The sequence below is a fragment of the Rhodococcus sp. 1R11 genome, assembly GCF_004563845.1.
Classification (GTDB): Bacteria; Actinomycetota; Actinomycetes; order Mycobacteriales; family Mycobacteriaceae; genus Rhodococcoides.
Genome location: NZ_SPNG01000006.1, coordinates 287,593 through 300,982, shown reverse-complemented (window position 1 = coordinate 300,982; position 13,390 = coordinate 287,593). Strand labels below are relative to the sequence as shown.

At 65.3% G+C, this 13,390-nt stretch carries 15 protein-coding genes and 2 pseudogenes; 11 read left to right on the top strand and 6 right to left on the bottom strand.

Features of this window, described 5'->3' with window-relative positions; all coding sequences use genetic code 11:
* The first annotated feature begins 38 nt into the window (after positions 1-38).
* Positions 39-932, top strand: coding sequence for a M23 family metallopeptidase (locus tag E4P29_RS13600; protein WP_135045373.1), 894 nt, complete (start codon positions 39-41; stop codon positions 930-932).
* A 15-nt stretch (positions 933-947) separates the two neighbouring features.
* Here the strand turns inward: E4P29_RS13600 and E4P29_RS13595 are convergent, their stop codons facing one another.
* Positions 948-1,784: a Cof-type HAD-IIB family hydrolase gene (locus tag E4P29_RS13595; protein WP_027494821.1), complete on the bottom strand. Its 837-nt coding sequence runs from the start codon at positions 1,782-1,784 to the stop codon at positions 948-950.
* Between the two features lie 75 nt (positions 1,785-1,859).
* Between E4P29_RS13595 and E4P29_RS13590 the strand changes: the two genes are divergently transcribed.
* The 6 genes and pseudogenes from E4P29_RS13590 (at position 1,860) to E4P29_RS26355 (ending at position 7,299) form a co-directional block, all read left to right on the top strand.
* Positions 1,860-2,891 (top strand): NADP-dependent oxidoreductase, encoded by a 1,032-nt coding sequence (locus E4P29_RS13590; RefSeq protein ID WP_135045371.1) that lies wholly within the window; start codon positions 1,860-1,862, stop codon positions 2,889-2,891.
* Between the two features lie 55 nt (positions 2,892-2,946).
* Entirely contained in the window at positions 2,947-3,459 is a 513-nt protein-coding gene (gene msrA, locus E4P29_RS13585) for a peptide-methionine (S)-S-oxide reductase MsrA (protein ID WP_032392964.1), read from the top strand.
* A gap of 475 nt (positions 3,460-3,934) precedes the next feature.
* The gene (locus E4P29_RS13570) at positions 3,935-5,206 is read left to right on the top strand and encodes a DUF3533 domain-containing protein (RefSeq protein ID WP_135045490.1); all 1,272 of its coding nucleotides are present in this window, start codon (positions 3,935-3,937) and stop codon (positions 5,204-5,206) included.
* A gap of 19 nt (positions 5,207-5,225) precedes the next feature.
* Entirely contained in the window at positions 5,226-5,969 is a 744-nt protein-coding gene (locus E4P29_RS13565) for a CPBP family intramembrane glutamic endopeptidase (RefSeq protein ID WP_135045369.1), read from the top strand.
* 5 nt (positions 5,970-5,974) lie between these two features.
* Positions 5,975-6,578 (top strand): annotated as a pseudogene (locus E4P29_RS13560) (DinB family protein).
* A gap of 139 nt (positions 6,579-6,717) precedes the next feature.
* On the top strand, positions 6,718-7,299 hold the full coding sequence (locus tag E4P29_RS26355) for a DUF222 domain-containing protein (protein WP_245154310.1): 582 nt from the start codon (positions 6,718-6,720) through the stop codon (positions 7,297-7,299).
* A 29-nt stretch (positions 7,300-7,328) separates the two neighbouring features.
* Here the strand turns inward: E4P29_RS26355 and E4P29_RS26350 are convergent, their stop codons facing one another.
* Positions 7,329-7,592, bottom strand: a complete 264-nt coding sequence (locus E4P29_RS26350; protein WP_245154319.1) for a hypothetical protein — start codon at positions 7,590-7,592, stop codon at positions 7,329-7,331.
* Positions 7,593-7,679: 87 nt separating this feature from the next.
* On the opposite strand from E4P29_RS26350, the pseudogene E4P29_RS26345 reads away from it, so the two are divergent.
* A pseudogene (locus E4P29_RS26345) lies at positions 7,680-8,136 on the top strand (HNH endonuclease); the annotation flags it as partial.
* Between the two features lie 84 nt (positions 8,137-8,220).
* On the opposite strand, the gene E4P29_RS13550 reads toward E4P29_RS26345, so the two are convergent.
* Positions 8,221-8,931 carry a collagen-like protein gene (locus E4P29_RS13550; protein ID WP_135045367.1) on the bottom strand — a complete coding sequence of 237 codons (711 nt, stop codon included), beginning with the start codon at positions 8,929-8,931 and terminating at the stop codon, positions 8,221-8,223.
* Positions 8,932-9,058: 127 nt separating this feature from the next.
* Between E4P29_RS13550 and E4P29_RS13545 the strand changes: the two genes are divergently transcribed.
* On the top strand, positions 9,059-9,742 hold the full coding sequence (locus tag E4P29_RS13545) for a response regulator transcription factor (protein ID WP_135045365.1): 684 nt from the start codon (positions 9,059-9,061) through the stop codon (positions 9,740-9,742).
* Positions 9,739-11,154: a HAMP domain-containing sensor histidine kinase gene (locus E4P29_RS13540; RefSeq protein ID WP_245154309.1), complete on the top strand. Its 1,416-nt coding sequence runs from the start codon at positions 9,739-9,741 to the stop codon at positions 11,152-11,154. Before E4P29_RS13545 ends, E4P29_RS13540 begins: the two co-directional genes overlap by 4 nt.
* A gap of 9 nt (positions 11,155-11,163) precedes the next feature.
* Here E4P29_RS13540 and E4P29_RS26340 read toward each other — a convergent pair whose 3' ends face one another.
* The 3 genes from E4P29_RS26340 to E4P29_RS13530 are packed head-to-tail and all read right to left on the bottom strand — an operon-like array spanning position 11,164 to position 12,398.
* Complete coding sequence (locus E4P29_RS26340) at positions 11,164-11,430, bottom strand: GNAT family protein (RefSeq protein WP_245154308.1); 267 nt, start codon at positions 11,428-11,430, stop codon at positions 11,164-11,166.
* Between the two features lie 26 nt (positions 11,431-11,456).
* Positions 11,457-11,648 (bottom strand): hypothetical protein, encoded by a 192-nt coding sequence (locus tag E4P29_RS26335; RefSeq protein ID WP_245154307.1) that lies wholly within the window; start codon positions 11,646-11,648, stop codon positions 11,457-11,459.
* Between the two features lie 9 nt (positions 11,649-11,657).
* Positions 11,658-12,398 (bottom strand): lysophospholipid acyltransferase family protein, encoded by a 741-nt coding sequence (locus E4P29_RS13530; protein WP_048319140.1) that lies wholly within the window; start codon positions 12,396-12,398, stop codon positions 11,658-11,660.
* A gap of 100 nt (positions 12,399-12,498) precedes the next feature.
* On the opposite strand from E4P29_RS13530, the gene E4P29_RS13525 reads away from it, so the two are divergent.
* Positions 12,499-13,386 (top strand): hypothetical protein, encoded by an 888-nt coding sequence (locus tag E4P29_RS13525; protein WP_135045363.1) that lies wholly within the window; start codon positions 12,499-12,501, stop codon positions 13,384-13,386.
* Positions 13,387-13,390: the final 4 nt, after the last annotated feature.

Genomic DNA, 13,390 nt, shown 5'->3' with positions numbered 1-13,390 from the left:
ACTCGGCCCTTTCGCGTTCCCATGGGTAGCGTGAAGTCATGTCTACGCGGACGCGTCTGCTGTTGTTGTCCTCGATTCCCGACGTGATGTGGCTCGTAGTCGCCGTCGTGGCCGTCGCCGGATGTTGGACAGCTCGGGCCGGTGGCGAGTGGGTCGGATCGCTACTTCTCATGTTCGCGACGTGGCTGTTCGTGTACGTCTTCGCGGTACCGTCCGCGACGACATTCGGCATTCCCTACGTCCCGATCAGCGCGGTGCTGGTGGCGGTGGATGCGGTGTCGGCAGTGCGAATCGACAACTGGACGGGCGGATTCGACTCCCGGGGTTTTTCGTACGGAGCGGTGCTGGCCGTCTGCGCAGTAGCGGCGGCGCTCGCGAGCCGCGCCCTCGCCGTGCGTGATTCGACGGCACTCCGGTTGCGCTTTCCGGTAGGCGGCGGGCGGTGGGAGGCGGCCGCAGGCGAGGGCAGGTTCTTCAACCATCATTGGGTGGCACCGCTGCAGCGCGCGGCACTGGATCTCGTCGTGGTCGATCGCCGTGGTTCGTCGCATCGCGGAGTTCTTGCTCGGCGCGACGAGGACTACTACGCATTCGGTTCCCCCGTGCACTCCCCCGTCGACGCCGAGGTCGTCCGATGCGGTGACGGCCTGAACGACGGCGCGCTGAACCCGGCGAAACCGGCGGGCAATCACGTGGTGCTGGGAGCCGGCTCGGAGGAGATCCTGATCGCGCACCTGAAGAAGGGCAGCGTCACTGTCACCGCAGGGCAGGCCGTGAAAGCCGGCCAACTGCTGGGAGTCGTCGGAAATTCCGGCAACTCCGCCGAACCGCACCTACACATTCACGCGCAACGCGACGGCCGTCCGCTACGCCTGGTGTTCAGCGACGTTCCCGGCCGGATGTGGCCGGGCCGACGCGTCGCCCGCCCCTGATCTGAGACCGGCGCGTCACCACCAGCGTTCGAGTACCTGTGCCACTCCGTCGTCTGCGTTGGTGACGGTCACTTCGTCGGCGGCGGCGACGGCGGCCGGATGCGCGTTGCCCATGGCGACACCGAGGCCGACCATCGACAGCATCGGGACGTCGTTCGGCATGTCTCCGAAGGCGACGATGTCGGCGACGTCCACGGAGAGGGTCTCGGCGACCTTGGCCAGGCCCGACGCCTTCGTGACGCCCGGGGCCGACAGTTCGATGAGCCCGTTGTCGGTGGAGAACGTCAGGTCGGCGCGGCCGGAGATCAACGGCGAGAGAATGTTTGCCATGTGACCGCTGGTCGATCCCGAGAGCCGGATCAGCAGCTTCACCGCGGGGACGTCGACGACGTCGTCCTCGGACATCTCGACGTTGTCGGGGTTGAGCCACGCGTGCTCGTATCCGGGCGAGCTGACGAACTGCGGGGTGGCCGCGTCGTGCGCCGATCGGCCGACGCGCTCGGCCGCGAGACCGCAGCCGGGTAGCGCGCGGTACGCGACGTCGGCCAGCCACTGCAACGTCTCGACATCGAGGGTCTCGGCGCTGAGGACGCGATCGGTGGCCGCGTCGTAGATGACCGCACCGTTGGCGCACACCGACATCGGCGCATATCCGAGACCGTCGACGACGGGGTGGATCCACCGCGGCGGCCTGCCGGTGGACAGCACGAACGGCACTCCGTCCGCTACGACGGCTGCGACAGCACGCTTGGTGCGTTCGCTGACACGTTCGTGCTGGTCGAGCAGGGTCCCGTCGACATCGCTGGCGACGAGGCGAGGGGCGAGGCGGGTGGTGTTCGGCGCGTTGGTCATCGTGACGTCATTCTGCCCTAGTGTCGAAGTGAACTGTTTTCGACATGCACGTCTTCGATGTGGAAGGAACGGTAGATGACATCTGTGAACCGTCAGATCCGGTTGGCTCAGCGCCCGGTGGGACGCCCCGACGACTCGACGTGGGATCTCACCGAGGAACCCATTCCCACCCCGGGCGACGGCGAATTCGTCGTCACCGTCGACTACGTCTCCCTCGATCCCGCAATGCGCGGCTGGCTCAACGATGCGCGCTCGTACGTGCCGCCCGTCGGCATCGGTGAGGTGATGCGTGCTCATGCCGTCGGCCGCGTCCTCGAGTCCCGACATCCGGATTACGCTGTCGGCGAGGTCGTTTCGGGCTCGTTCGGCGTCACCGAGCATGCGATCTCGGACGGGTCGGGGGTGCAGAAGGTGGACGAATCGATCGCGCCGGCACCCACGTGGCTCGGAGCTCTCGGCTTCCCCGGATTGACGGCGTACTTCGGGTTGATGGACGTCGGCAAGCTGACCGAGGGCGATACCGTCGTCATCTCGGGGGCCGCCGGAGCCGTCGGCAGCATTGCCGGTCAGATCGCGAAGGCCAAGGGGGCCACCGTGATCGGGATCGCCGGTGGACCCGAGAAGTGCGCTTGGCTCACCGAGGAGCTCGGCTTCGACGCGGCGATCGACTACAAGAACGAGTCGGTGTACAAGGGCCTCAAGGCCGCCGCACCGAAGGGCATCGACGTCTACTTCGACAATGTGGGCGGCGAAATTCTCGATGCGGCGCTTTCGCGACTACGCAAGGGTGCGCGAGTGGTGTTGTGCGGGGCCATCTCCGGCTACAACGCCACCGAGCCGCAGCCCGGACCCGCGCACTACCTGTCCCTGCTGATAAACCGTGCATCGATGACCGGGTTCATCATCTTCGACTATCTCGATCGCTACCAGGAGGGTGTCGACGCGCTGTCGGAACTGCTCACCAGCGGCAAGATGACCGCGCGCGAGCAGATCGAGATCGGCGGAATCACGGCGTTCGGATCCACGCTGAACCTGTTGTTCGACGGTGCCAACACCGGCAAGCTCGTCCTCGAGGTCGGCGAACGCACCCACGATTCGGAATTATGAGGACGCCTCGTTCGTTGAACCCCACGTATCGCTCGATAGAGAACTAGGAGAGCACATGTCTGCAGCCACCGAAACCGCCATTCTCGCCGGAGGATGCTTCTGGGGAGCCGAGGAGCTCGTCCGCAAGCTGCCCGGGGTGGTCTCCACTCGCGTCGGCTACACCGGCGGCGAGGTTCCCAACGCGACGTACCGCAACCACGGCAACCACGCCGAGGGCCTCGAGGTCGTCTACGACCCCACCCAGACCTCGTACCGGGATCTGCTGGAGTTCTTCTTCCAGATTCACGACCCGACCACGAAGAATCGCCAGGGCAACGACATCGGAGCCAGCTACCGCTCGGCCATCTTCTACCTGAACGACGAGCAGAAGCGCGTGGCCGAGGACACGATCGCCGACGTCGACGCGTCGGGCCTGTGGCCGGGCAAGGTCGTTACCGAGGTGACCCCGGCAGGAGATTTCTGGGAAGCAGAGCCGGAGCACCAGGACTACCTGCAGAAGTACCCCGAGGGCTACACCTGCCACTGGGTTCGCCCCGACTGGAAGTTGCCGCGTCGGGCAACCGCCTAGGAGCGGCTGCGCCGCATGTGCATGGAACTTCGTAGCCTGCTACGAGGTTCCACTCACATGGGTGGGGCACGGAGGTCCGACATATCGAGGACGAATCTGTACCGAACGTCGTTGGCGGCCAACCGATCGAAAGCGTCGTTCACTCGAGCGGACGGCATCGTCTCCACCTCGGCGACGATGCCGTGTTCGCCGCAGAAATCCAATAATTCCTGCGGCCACCATTCACACCGCCGACCGCAGTGAGCCCGAGACGGACCATGACCGACGACGGGCCGCCCTGGCCGCCACCGTCCGGCGTGCATTCTTCCGGTCCCTCGATGAGCGTGCATTCTTCCGGTCCCTCGATGAGAACGACGGGGCCAGCGGTCGTTCCGCAGGTTCCACTCCGAAGTCGTAGCAGGGGTCGAACTACCGCGCACATGGGAGCCGAACTTGCGACACTGATCCGGTGACCTCCGACAGAACCCCTCGGTCGATGGCCGACGTCCTTCGTTCGCCTCGTTTTTGGCTCGCTCCGATCCTTGTCGTCTCGGCGTTGATGTCGTTCCTCGCGGCCCTGTATCTGGGCGGCGTTCTCGATCCGCGGGGCAACTTGCACGATCTGCCCATCGCGATCGTCAACCAGGACGAGGGCGACACGCTCGCGGGTGAGCAACGCAATATCGGCAACGACATCGTCGACGGTTTGATTCAGAACGTCGACTCCGAGAAGGTCGCTTTCCGCCAGGTCGGCCCTGCGCAGGCCGAATCGTTGCTGTCGACGGCCGAGGTCTACGGATCCATCGTCATCCCCAGCGATTTCACCAAGAGAATGGGAATCCTGGCCGAGGGCAGCATCATTCCCGGCGATATAGAGAAGCCCATCATCACGGTCTACACCAATCCGCGGGCGGGCAGCTTCGGGATGTCGCTCGTGACCGGAGTGGCCACTCCTGCATTCGAGTCGGTGAATCAGACCGTAGGCGAACAGATCACCGATCAGGTTCGCCAGCAGCTCGGCGACACACCTCTGGCCGGTGCGAGCGCACTGACGTTGGCGCAGCCGATCAATGTGATTGTTGCCCAGCACGATCCACTGCCCGACGGTACCGGCGGTGGCCTGTCAGCGTTCTACTACGCGCTGCTGTTGGTCTTGGCGGGATTCACCGGTGCGACCATTGTCAGCACGCTCGTCGACGGACTGCTGGGGTTCACACCGACCGAAATCGGCCCGAAGTACATCCACCGCGGACCCACCCGGATCAGCCGGTTCCAGACGCTGTTGGTCAAGTGGCTGGTGATGTTCGTTCTCGCCATGCTCGTATCCGGCCTGTACCTACTGATCAGCCATCTGCTGAGCATGCCAATCACCCACGCGTGGACCCTGTGGATGTACGGCGCGTTCGCGATCACCGCCGTCGGATTCACAGCGCTCGCGGTGATGTCGGCGTTCGGCACAGCAGGGTTGCTGATCAATTTGGTCGTCTTCATCATCCTGGCGCTGCCGTCCTCGGGCGGCACGATTCCCCTCGAGGCGAGCGCGCCGATCTTCACGTGGCTGGCGCAGTTCGAGCCGATGCATCAGATCTTCCTCGGAACTCGCTCGATCCTGTATTTCAATGCCTCCCCTGACGCCGGCCTGCTGCACTCGGTGGGTATGACGTCTCTCGGGTTACTCATCGGGCTCGTGTTCGGCCTGGCGTTCACCCTGCTCTACGACCGCAAGGGCCTCGACAGAAGCCTCGATTCTCCGAGTGTTATCAGCTGACGCCGGTACACTCGATCCAATGCTTGCCGTCAATCCAGCCGGGAGCGTGGCACCCCGACGGGCCGTCCGCGCCTACCTCGACGTCGCCATTGTCGTTCTCGTGCTCGTGGGCACCAACCTCATCGCACACTTCACCACGGTGTGGGCGAGTATCGCGACGGTTCCGATCGCCGCGGTTCTCCTGGTGATCCTGTCGAACCGTCGCGGACTCGGATGGGCCGAGCTGGGACTGTCACCGAAGCAGTGGAAGACGGGTTCGCTCTACGCACTCGGTGCCGTCGGCATCGTCCTGACCGTCATCGCCATCGGTGCCTTGCTGCCGATGACGCGGCCCTTCTTCATGGCCGATCGCTACGCCACCATCTCCGCGGCGCTGGTCGCCTCGATGATCGTCATCCCGCTGCAGACGGTCATTCCGGAAGAACTCGCGTTCCGTGGGGTACTGCACGGCACGTTGGGCCGCGTCTACGGCGCACGCGGAGTCTTCGCGGCAGGGTCCCTGCTCTTCGGTCTGTGGCACATTGCATCCTCGCTCGGCCTGACCGCAGGAAACGTGGGGCTCAGCGGATTTCTCGGTGGCGGGTTGTTCGGACAGATCGTCGGGATCGCACTCGCTGTCGTCGCGACCGCCGCCGCCGGGGTCGTCTTCACGTGGCTACGCAGCCGCAGCGGAAGTCTCATCGCGCCCATTGCCCTGCACTGGTCGCTCAACGGACTCGGCGCACTGGCCGCAGCCCTCGTATGGCACGCATCGACAAGCTGAACGACATGAAAGACGAGCTGCACCAATACCTTCGGATCGCTCGCCAGAACATGCTGTGGAAACTCGACGGCCTCACCGAATACCAGAAGCGGCGACCGATGACGCCGACCGGAACCAACCTCCTCGGGCTGGTCAAGCACCTCGCCATCGTCGAATACGGCTACTTCGGCCTCACATTCGGTCGCGAATTCCCAGCTCCTTTCGCGAAATTGGAAGCAGAAGGCACGGCCCGGCCTAACTCCGACATGTGGGCCACCGCCGAAGAATCGTCGGAATCCATTGTCGCTCTGTACCGAAAGGCCTGGGAACACTCCGACAAGACCATCGACGCCCACGAACTCGACTCGTTCGGACGCGTCCTGCACTGGCCGGTGGAGAAGCAAGAAGTGACGCTGCACCGAGTCCTGGTCCAGATGATTGCAGAAACCAACCGGCACGCGGGGCACGCAAGACATCGTGCGCGAACTCATCGACCAGACCGTCGGAATGCGTCATGGCAACGAGAACATGGCCGACGGCAACGAAGCATGGTGGGCACAGTACCGAACCGAGCTGGAAACCGTTGCGCAAGAAGCTGATCCAAGCTCTTCCGACGATACGACGGATTGACCTACCAGTTCGTTCGACTGCGTGGCGGGCCGATATCACAGAGCACCGACAGGTTAGACTTCACGAATCCTTATGCATGGCAATAGTTTTCGATTCGATCATCATTGCGCATCGAACACCCGTTCGATACACTTGATCCATGACAACGGAGATCTGGCAACTGAGCGAGGCAGAACTCCTCGCCGACGCCGCCGCGGTCTCCCACCGGATCCAACTGCTCGAAGCACGACGGATTGCCCTTGTCGCCGACATCGACACCCGCGTCAGCCGAGAGAAACTCGGGTTCCCCGGACCCGCCGGCTGGCTCACCTCCACCACCCTGCTCTCACCGTCCAAAGCCAACAAGATCGTCGCCCTCGCCCGCGGCATGAAGAACTTCCCCGACATCGCCGACGCCGTGAACACCGGCGTCATGTCCGTCGACCACGCCGCCCTGATCCTCACCTTCGCCGAAACACCCCCGAAGAACCTCCCCCAAGAGGGTCGCGATGTCGCACGTAAAGCTCTGATCGCCGCCGCCACCGGACCCGAAGCCCGCACCAGCCGCATCCGCGCAGCCATCACCAGGTTGCAGGACAGCTTCGGCAACGACAAACCACCCGCCGAGGACACCGACCGCAACGAACTCTTCGCCTCCACAACCCTGAACGGGCGCCTGGTGCTCAAAGGCGACTTCGATGCCGTCACCGGCGAGAAGCTACTCACCGCACTCTCCCCCTGACCGAACCCCACCCCGCCGCCGACGGCACCTCAGACGATCGCAGTCCCGCCAAGCGCAGAGCCGACGCCTTCGGGCACATCCTCGACCGCTACCTCGCCTCCAGCAACAGGCCCACCGAAGGCGGCGAAAAGCCACACGTCAACCTGCACATCCGGTTGCAGGACCTCACCGACCTCCGCGGCAACCTGAACGCCGACAACGACATCACGGACGACGAGAAGACCCGCGCCACAACCGAACCCGATCCCGACTTCGCCGACCGACACGACCGACACGACCGACACGACCGACACGAACGAGATGACAGCAACGAGGGTGATAGCCGGAGTGACGGTGAGGGTGTAGATCGTGACCCTGGCGCGAATCGCGGTGCGTATCGTGACCTGTTCGGTGACGGCACGTCGGTCGGATGGCTACCGTGGATGGGACCCTCTCTCCCGCAACACCTCCCGCCAACTCGCCTGCGACTGCCTACTCACCGCCATCGTCATGGACGAGAACGGCAACCCACTCAACCTCGCCCGCACCGCACGCACCGTCACCGCGAAACAGAAACGCGCGTTGACTGCCCGCGATCACGGCTGCGCGTTCCCCGGCTGCGGAAAACCCGCCGCCTGGACCGAAGGCCACCACATCTGGCACTGGGCCGACGGCGGCCCCACCGACATGAACAACCTCGTCCTACTCTGCGGATTCCACCACCGACTCATCCACCACAGCGATTGGGAAGTGTTCATCGCCGCCGACCAGCACCCCTGGTTCGTGCCACCGGCCACCGTCGACCCCTACCGACAACCCCGACAATCCCACGCCCGAGCCGGCCCCCACATCGCCTGAACCCCACGCAAAACACACTCCAGCCCCACACAAACACACCAGCCCCGCACCGAGAACACGGTGCGGGGCTGGAAGAGATTGGGCTCAGGAACCCGAGGGAGCTACCGGCGGAGCGGGAGGGGTCGCACCATCAGCGGGAGCAGGCGGCGCGGGAGGCGTCGCACCGTCAGCGGGAGCAGGCGGCGCGGGCGGAGTCGCGCCATCGGCCGGAGCCGGCGGCGCAGGAGGCGTCGCACCGTCAGCGGGAGCAGGCGGCGCGGGCGGAGTCGCGCCATCGGCCGGAGCCGGCGGCGCAGGAGGCGTCGCACCATCGGCCGGAGCGCACACAGCACCACCGGGGCCACCTGCGCCCGGCCCACCCTTACCCGGACCACCATCGGCCGGTCCGCCCTTGCCCGGACCACCCGCGGGCGGGGCAGGCGGCGTTGCGCCGTCACCCGGTGCCGGTGGTGTTGCGCCATCACCCGGTGGGGTCGGAACCGCGGGAACCGTCGATCCGTCACCGGAATCGGGAGCCGCAGGCACCTCCGATGCATCCACAACGCCACCACCGTCGGTTCGCTGCCCGAGGGCAGATGAGGACGCCACGGTGGACACGCCTGGCGAGACGTCGGGTCCGGTTGCTGCGAACACCGCCGCGGTCACCAGGGCTCCTAGGGCAAGTCCGGCTGCTGCGGTCGCTGCGAGCGGCACCCGTCCCTTCCACCGCTTGGGCTTGTTCTCCCGAGTTGCCTGGGCGCTCGGGGTGGGCTCGGGGTTCGATGCGGCGGGAATCGGTTGGGTCTGATCGTTCACGTTCACTCCTTGTTCGGACTGCGTCGTTCGTTTCGGTCTGTCACCGACACTGCCGCCGTTAGCTGAAGTCACCCTGAAGCTGGGCGCATCTTCAGGATCACTTCAGCTGGTGGGTGACAATCGAGGGATGACATACAGTTCCGCTCCCCGGGTGATGGTGGTGGAGGATTCGCTGCCCATCAGGGAAGCGCTGCTCGCGGCGTTCGAGGACGCGGGATTCACCGCCGTGTCCCTGCCCGACGGCGACGACTTCGAGACCACGATGGCCGGCTTTCGTCCCGATGTGGTGATCCTCGACATCATGCTTCCCGGTGCGCGAGACGGTTTCGATCTCATCGGCGTCGTCCGGCAGAGCAGCGATGCGGGCATCATCATGGTCACTGCGAAAGACCAGCTGGCCGACCGGTTGCGCGGGCTCGGCGATGGTGCCGACGACTATGTGGTCAAGCCTTTCCAACTCGACGAGGTAGTTGCCCGCGCTAGATCCGTATTGCGCCGCCGCGGTCGTTCTTCCGACGCGGTCCAGGTCGGTGATCTCCTGGTCGACGAGCCCGCCGGAGTGGTCACTCGGGCGGGTCAGGTTCTCGATCTGACGGCGACCGAGCTCCGCTTGGCCACGTTTCTCGTCGCGCAGCGCGGCCGCACAGTCTCCAAAACCTCCATCCTCGAATCGGTCTGGGGCTACGGCGCGTACGACGGGAACCTGGTGGAAGTTCACATCAGTGCGTTGCGTCGCAAGATGGAAGCGCATGGGCCGCGGTTGATCCATACCGTCCGCGGCCTGGGTTATGCATTGCGGGCTCCGCAGTGAAGCGCACGCCCACCCCCTCGCTCCGGATGCGGGTGGTCGCCACCGTCGTCGTGTTGTTCGCGGCTCTACTGGTGATTGTCGGCTCGTCCGTGGATGTCGTTCTCGGTCAGCAGCTTCGGCGTGACCTGGAAGCGCGGTTGTCGGACCGGGCCACTCGGGCTGTCGAGCTCGTGCAGAGCGGCGTCGGATCCGAGGATCTGGTGCAGGCCCTGCAGGGTGACGCCATCAGAGTTCGCGTCACGGCCGCGGACGGCACGGTGTACGGCGCTCCCGGCAGTGGACCACCCGAGCCGGACATCCGGCCTGCCAACCCGGCTCCGCCTGCGGGCCAGTCGAGGGCTCCCAGCCCTCCCGGTCCGCCCGATCCTCCTGCGCTGCCGTCCGATTCGTTCGAGGTCACCGAACCGTTGCCCGACGGTTCGACGCTGTCTCTGCTCGGCGATACCACCGCCATCGCCGATGTTCGGCGACAACTTCGCATTCTGATGCTGGGGGCAGGTGCTGTCACGTTGTTGCTGGCCGCCGCTGCACTGACCTTTGCCGTGCGGCGAGCACTGTCCCCGCTGGACTCGATGACATCGGTCGCACGTCGAATCACGAATGGCGACAGGGGTAGACGACTTCTTCCCACCAAACCGAACACCGACCTCGGCCGCACGGCCTCTGCCGTGGACGAGATGCTCGACGCCCTCGAGGACGCCGAACGACGCGAGGCCTCGGCCGCACGCACGGCCAGGCTCGCCGAGGAGGACATGCGGCGCTTTCTGGCCGACGCCGCACACGAGCTGCGCACTCCGGTCGCGGGTATATCGGCACTGGCGCAGTCGCTGCAGCGCGATGCCGAGCATCGTCCTGATCGAGTCGCGCGCTGGAGCGAGTTGCTGGTCGGGGAATCGAGCAGGGCGTCACGATTGGTGGGCGACATGCTCGATTCCGTTCGTGCGGAGAGCACGTCGGATCTCGATGCAACCGATATCGATCTCGTCGAGATCACCCGCCGCACAGTGGAGCGAGCAGCTCTGCTGATGCCGGACATTCGGTTCGATGTCGATGCGGCGCAACCGGTTCCGGTTCGAGTGGACGTCGGACGCATCGAACAGATCCTGTCGAACGTGCTCGACAATGCCGGTCGCTTCACCCCGTCCGGCGGCACGATTCGGGTAGCGGTCGGCCGGGACACCCGCGCATTCATCATCGTGGACGACGAAGGACCGGGTGTCGCAGAGGCAGACCGTGAGCGCATCTTCGAGCGACTCGTCAGGCTGAACTCTGCCCGTGACCGAGCGTCCGGTGGCGTCGGACTGGGGCTGTCGATCGCTCGGACACTGGCGCGCGCCCACGGCGGCGAACTCGTCTGCCTCGCAGGGCCTTCGGGGGCACGTTTCCGCCTGACTCTCCCCCCGAACGCGTGAACATGTCAGCTATTCGACGATCAGGTCCATCAGCAGACTGTCGTGCCAGCCGTCCGGTCCCTTCTCGTACTTGCGCATGATCCCGACAGGCTCGAAACCGACTGCGCTGTAACAGGCTATCGCTACCGCGTTGTCGGCGGCCGGATCGATCACCAGGCGGTGATGACCGAGATCGACAGTGAGGTACCGCACCAGCGTGCCTACCGCGTCCTTCCCGATGCCGCGACCGTGCACCGCCGGATCGAGGAAGATGTCGATCGACGCGTGCCGGTACATCGGGTCGGTCTCTTCGCCGTATTGAATCAAACCACTGTTGCGGAGCCCAATTCGACAACCAGGCGAGTCTCTTCAGGGTTGTCGAACGGCCAGTTCTCGTCGGCGTCCTCGTCACCCCACCGCGCATGCACCTCGGGGGTGTGCAGTATTCGGCGTAGCTCCGGCACGTCCTCGGCGGTGATCGGCCGCAACACGACCCGTTCACCGCGGAGGTTCATGCCCGCCGACTACTCGACGCGCTTGGCTGCGCGTGCCGCCAGATCCTGGGCGTCGAGCTTGTCGGCTTCCTCCAGGGTCGGGGCGCTGCCGCCGAGTCGGGCCGGAACCCAGTACGCGCCGGGCTCGTGGTGGTAGCCCTCCTGAAGCTCGAGCAGCATCTTCTGCATGACCGACCGCAGCTTGTCGGTCAGTTCGTTCGGCGGCCCGACCGGCGCGATCGGTTCACCCACGGCAATGGAGATCGGAGTGTTGGTGCGGCCCAATCGCTTCGGGTAGCCCTTGGTCCACACGCGCTGTGCGCCCCAGATGACCGTCGGGATGATGGGGACGCCGGCCTCGATGGCCATCCGAGCAGCACCGGATTTGAATTCCTTGATCTCGAAGCTCCGGCTGATGGTGGCTTCGGGATACACGCCGACGAGTTCGCCCTTGCGCAGACTGTCGACGGCCGCCTTGTACGACTGCGCACCGGCACCGCGGTCGACGGGGATGTGCTTGAGCGCACGCATGATGGGGCCGGAGATCTTGTTGTCGAAGACTTCCTTCTTGGCCATGAAGCGGATGTATCGCTTCACTCGCCGCGGCGGCAGCCCGGCGTAGGTGAAGTCCATGTATCCGGTGTGGTTGACGGCGATGACCGCGCCACCGGTAGCCGGGATGTTGTCCTCGCCCTCTACCTCGAACTTCAGGCCCTCGAACGCGAACACTGTGCGTGCGATGCCGATGACTGATCGGTAGACGGGTTCCACAGTCGGTTAGCGTAGTCGGTGGACGGGGTCGGAGAAAGGTCCGGCCAGGAGCGCGGTCGGGTCGTGCGCAGTTCGAGAAGCTACGGGGGAGAGAATTCACGTGAAGAACAGAGCGGCTTCACCGCGGCGCAGCCGAGTCGGCCGAACCGCGCTGCCGCTGATCGCAATGATTGCGCTGGTCGGTGCCTGCGATTCCACGGTCGGGATCCCATCCGATCAGGCCGCAGCCCCGTCCAGCGGCAGTGCCGAGTCCACCGCCGAGTCGGCGAATGCCGCCGAGCCGAGCACCCCAGAGCCCACGGCCACCACCCCGGCACCGCCGCCCATCCCACCAGGTCCGCCCGTCGGCGAAGCCCCCGGAAATCCTGCGGCCGCGTCAGCGCTACGGCCGTTCGTCAACGATCTCACCGGCGGCGGAATAGGTGTCGTCACCGCGAGGTGCTGGACTGTGCCGCCGACCGACATTCCGACGATGTATTTCGACACCGGCGCCATCCTCGCTGCGGTCGCGGCTCCCGCGGTCGACGGTCAATACGCGGTGACGTGGACCGGACCCACCGCAACGGTCGCCATCAAGCGCAGCGAGATCGCGTCCGGCTACGCCTGCCCCAACGTCTATCCCACGGGCACGACACCGGTGTTCGACGCGACGGACGCGGTGTACACCGTCGATCGCTATCTGGGACGCATCGCCGGTATCCCCGTCAATCGGGGCGACGTCGAGGAGACCTACCCGTTGGTGTGCGACAGCCGCGGCACGTGGGATCCGAACGGCACCGGGTCTCCCACTGCCCCACCTCTGGCCGACAACCCGGCAATCCTGCCGAGCATCACCTCGTTCGATCCCGAAAGCGTGTTCGTGACGGCCCAGAACGGGGTCTACACACAGGTCAATGCGGACGTCATCGACTCCTCGGGGGCGTACCAGAACCGCACGTTCCTGCTGGCGATAGGCGGCGAGGGCTACTGCATCGGCGACATCGCCTGATCGA

Bases quoted from the DNA above. Each gene is read 5' to 3' on its own strand.
- E4P29_RS13600 (WP_135045373.1), top strand. From the start codon at position 39: ATGTCTACGCGGACGCGTCTGCTGTTGTTGTCCTCGATTCCCGACGTG.
- E4P29_RS13595 (WP_027494821.1), bottom strand. From the start codon at position 1,784: ATGACCAACGCGCCGAACACCACCCGCCTCGCCCCTCGCCTCGTCGCC.
- E4P29_RS13590 (WP_135045371.1), top strand. From the start codon at position 1,860: ATGACATCTGTGAACCGTCAGATCCGGTTGGCTCAGCGCCCGGTGGGA.
- msrA (WP_032392964.1), top strand. From the start codon at position 2,947: ATGTCTGCAGCCACCGAAACCGCCATTCTCGCCGGAGGATGCTTCTGG.
- E4P29_RS13570 (WP_135045490.1), top strand. From the start codon at position 3,935: ATGGCCGACGTCCTTCGTTCGCCTCGTTTTTGGCTCGCTCCGATCCTT.
- E4P29_RS13565 (WP_135045369.1), top strand. From the start codon at position 5,226: ATGCTTGCCGTCAATCCAGCCGGGAGCGTGGCACCCCGACGGGCCGTC.
- E4P29_RS26355 (WP_245154310.1), top strand. From the start codon at position 6,718: ATGACAACGGAGATCTGGCAACTGAGCGAGGCAGAACTCCTCGCCGAC.
- E4P29_RS13545 (WP_135045365.1), top strand. From the start codon at position 9,059: ATGACATACAGTTCCGCTCCCCGGGTGATGGTGGTGGAGGATTCGCTG.
- E4P29_RS26340 (WP_245154308.1), bottom strand. From the start codon at position 11,430: ATGTACCGGCACGCGTCGATCGACATCTTCCTCGATCCGGCGGTGCAC.
- E4P29_RS26335 (WP_245154307.1), bottom strand. From the start codon at position 11,648: ATGAACCTCCGCGGTGAACGGGTCGTGTTGCGGCCGATCACCGCCGAG.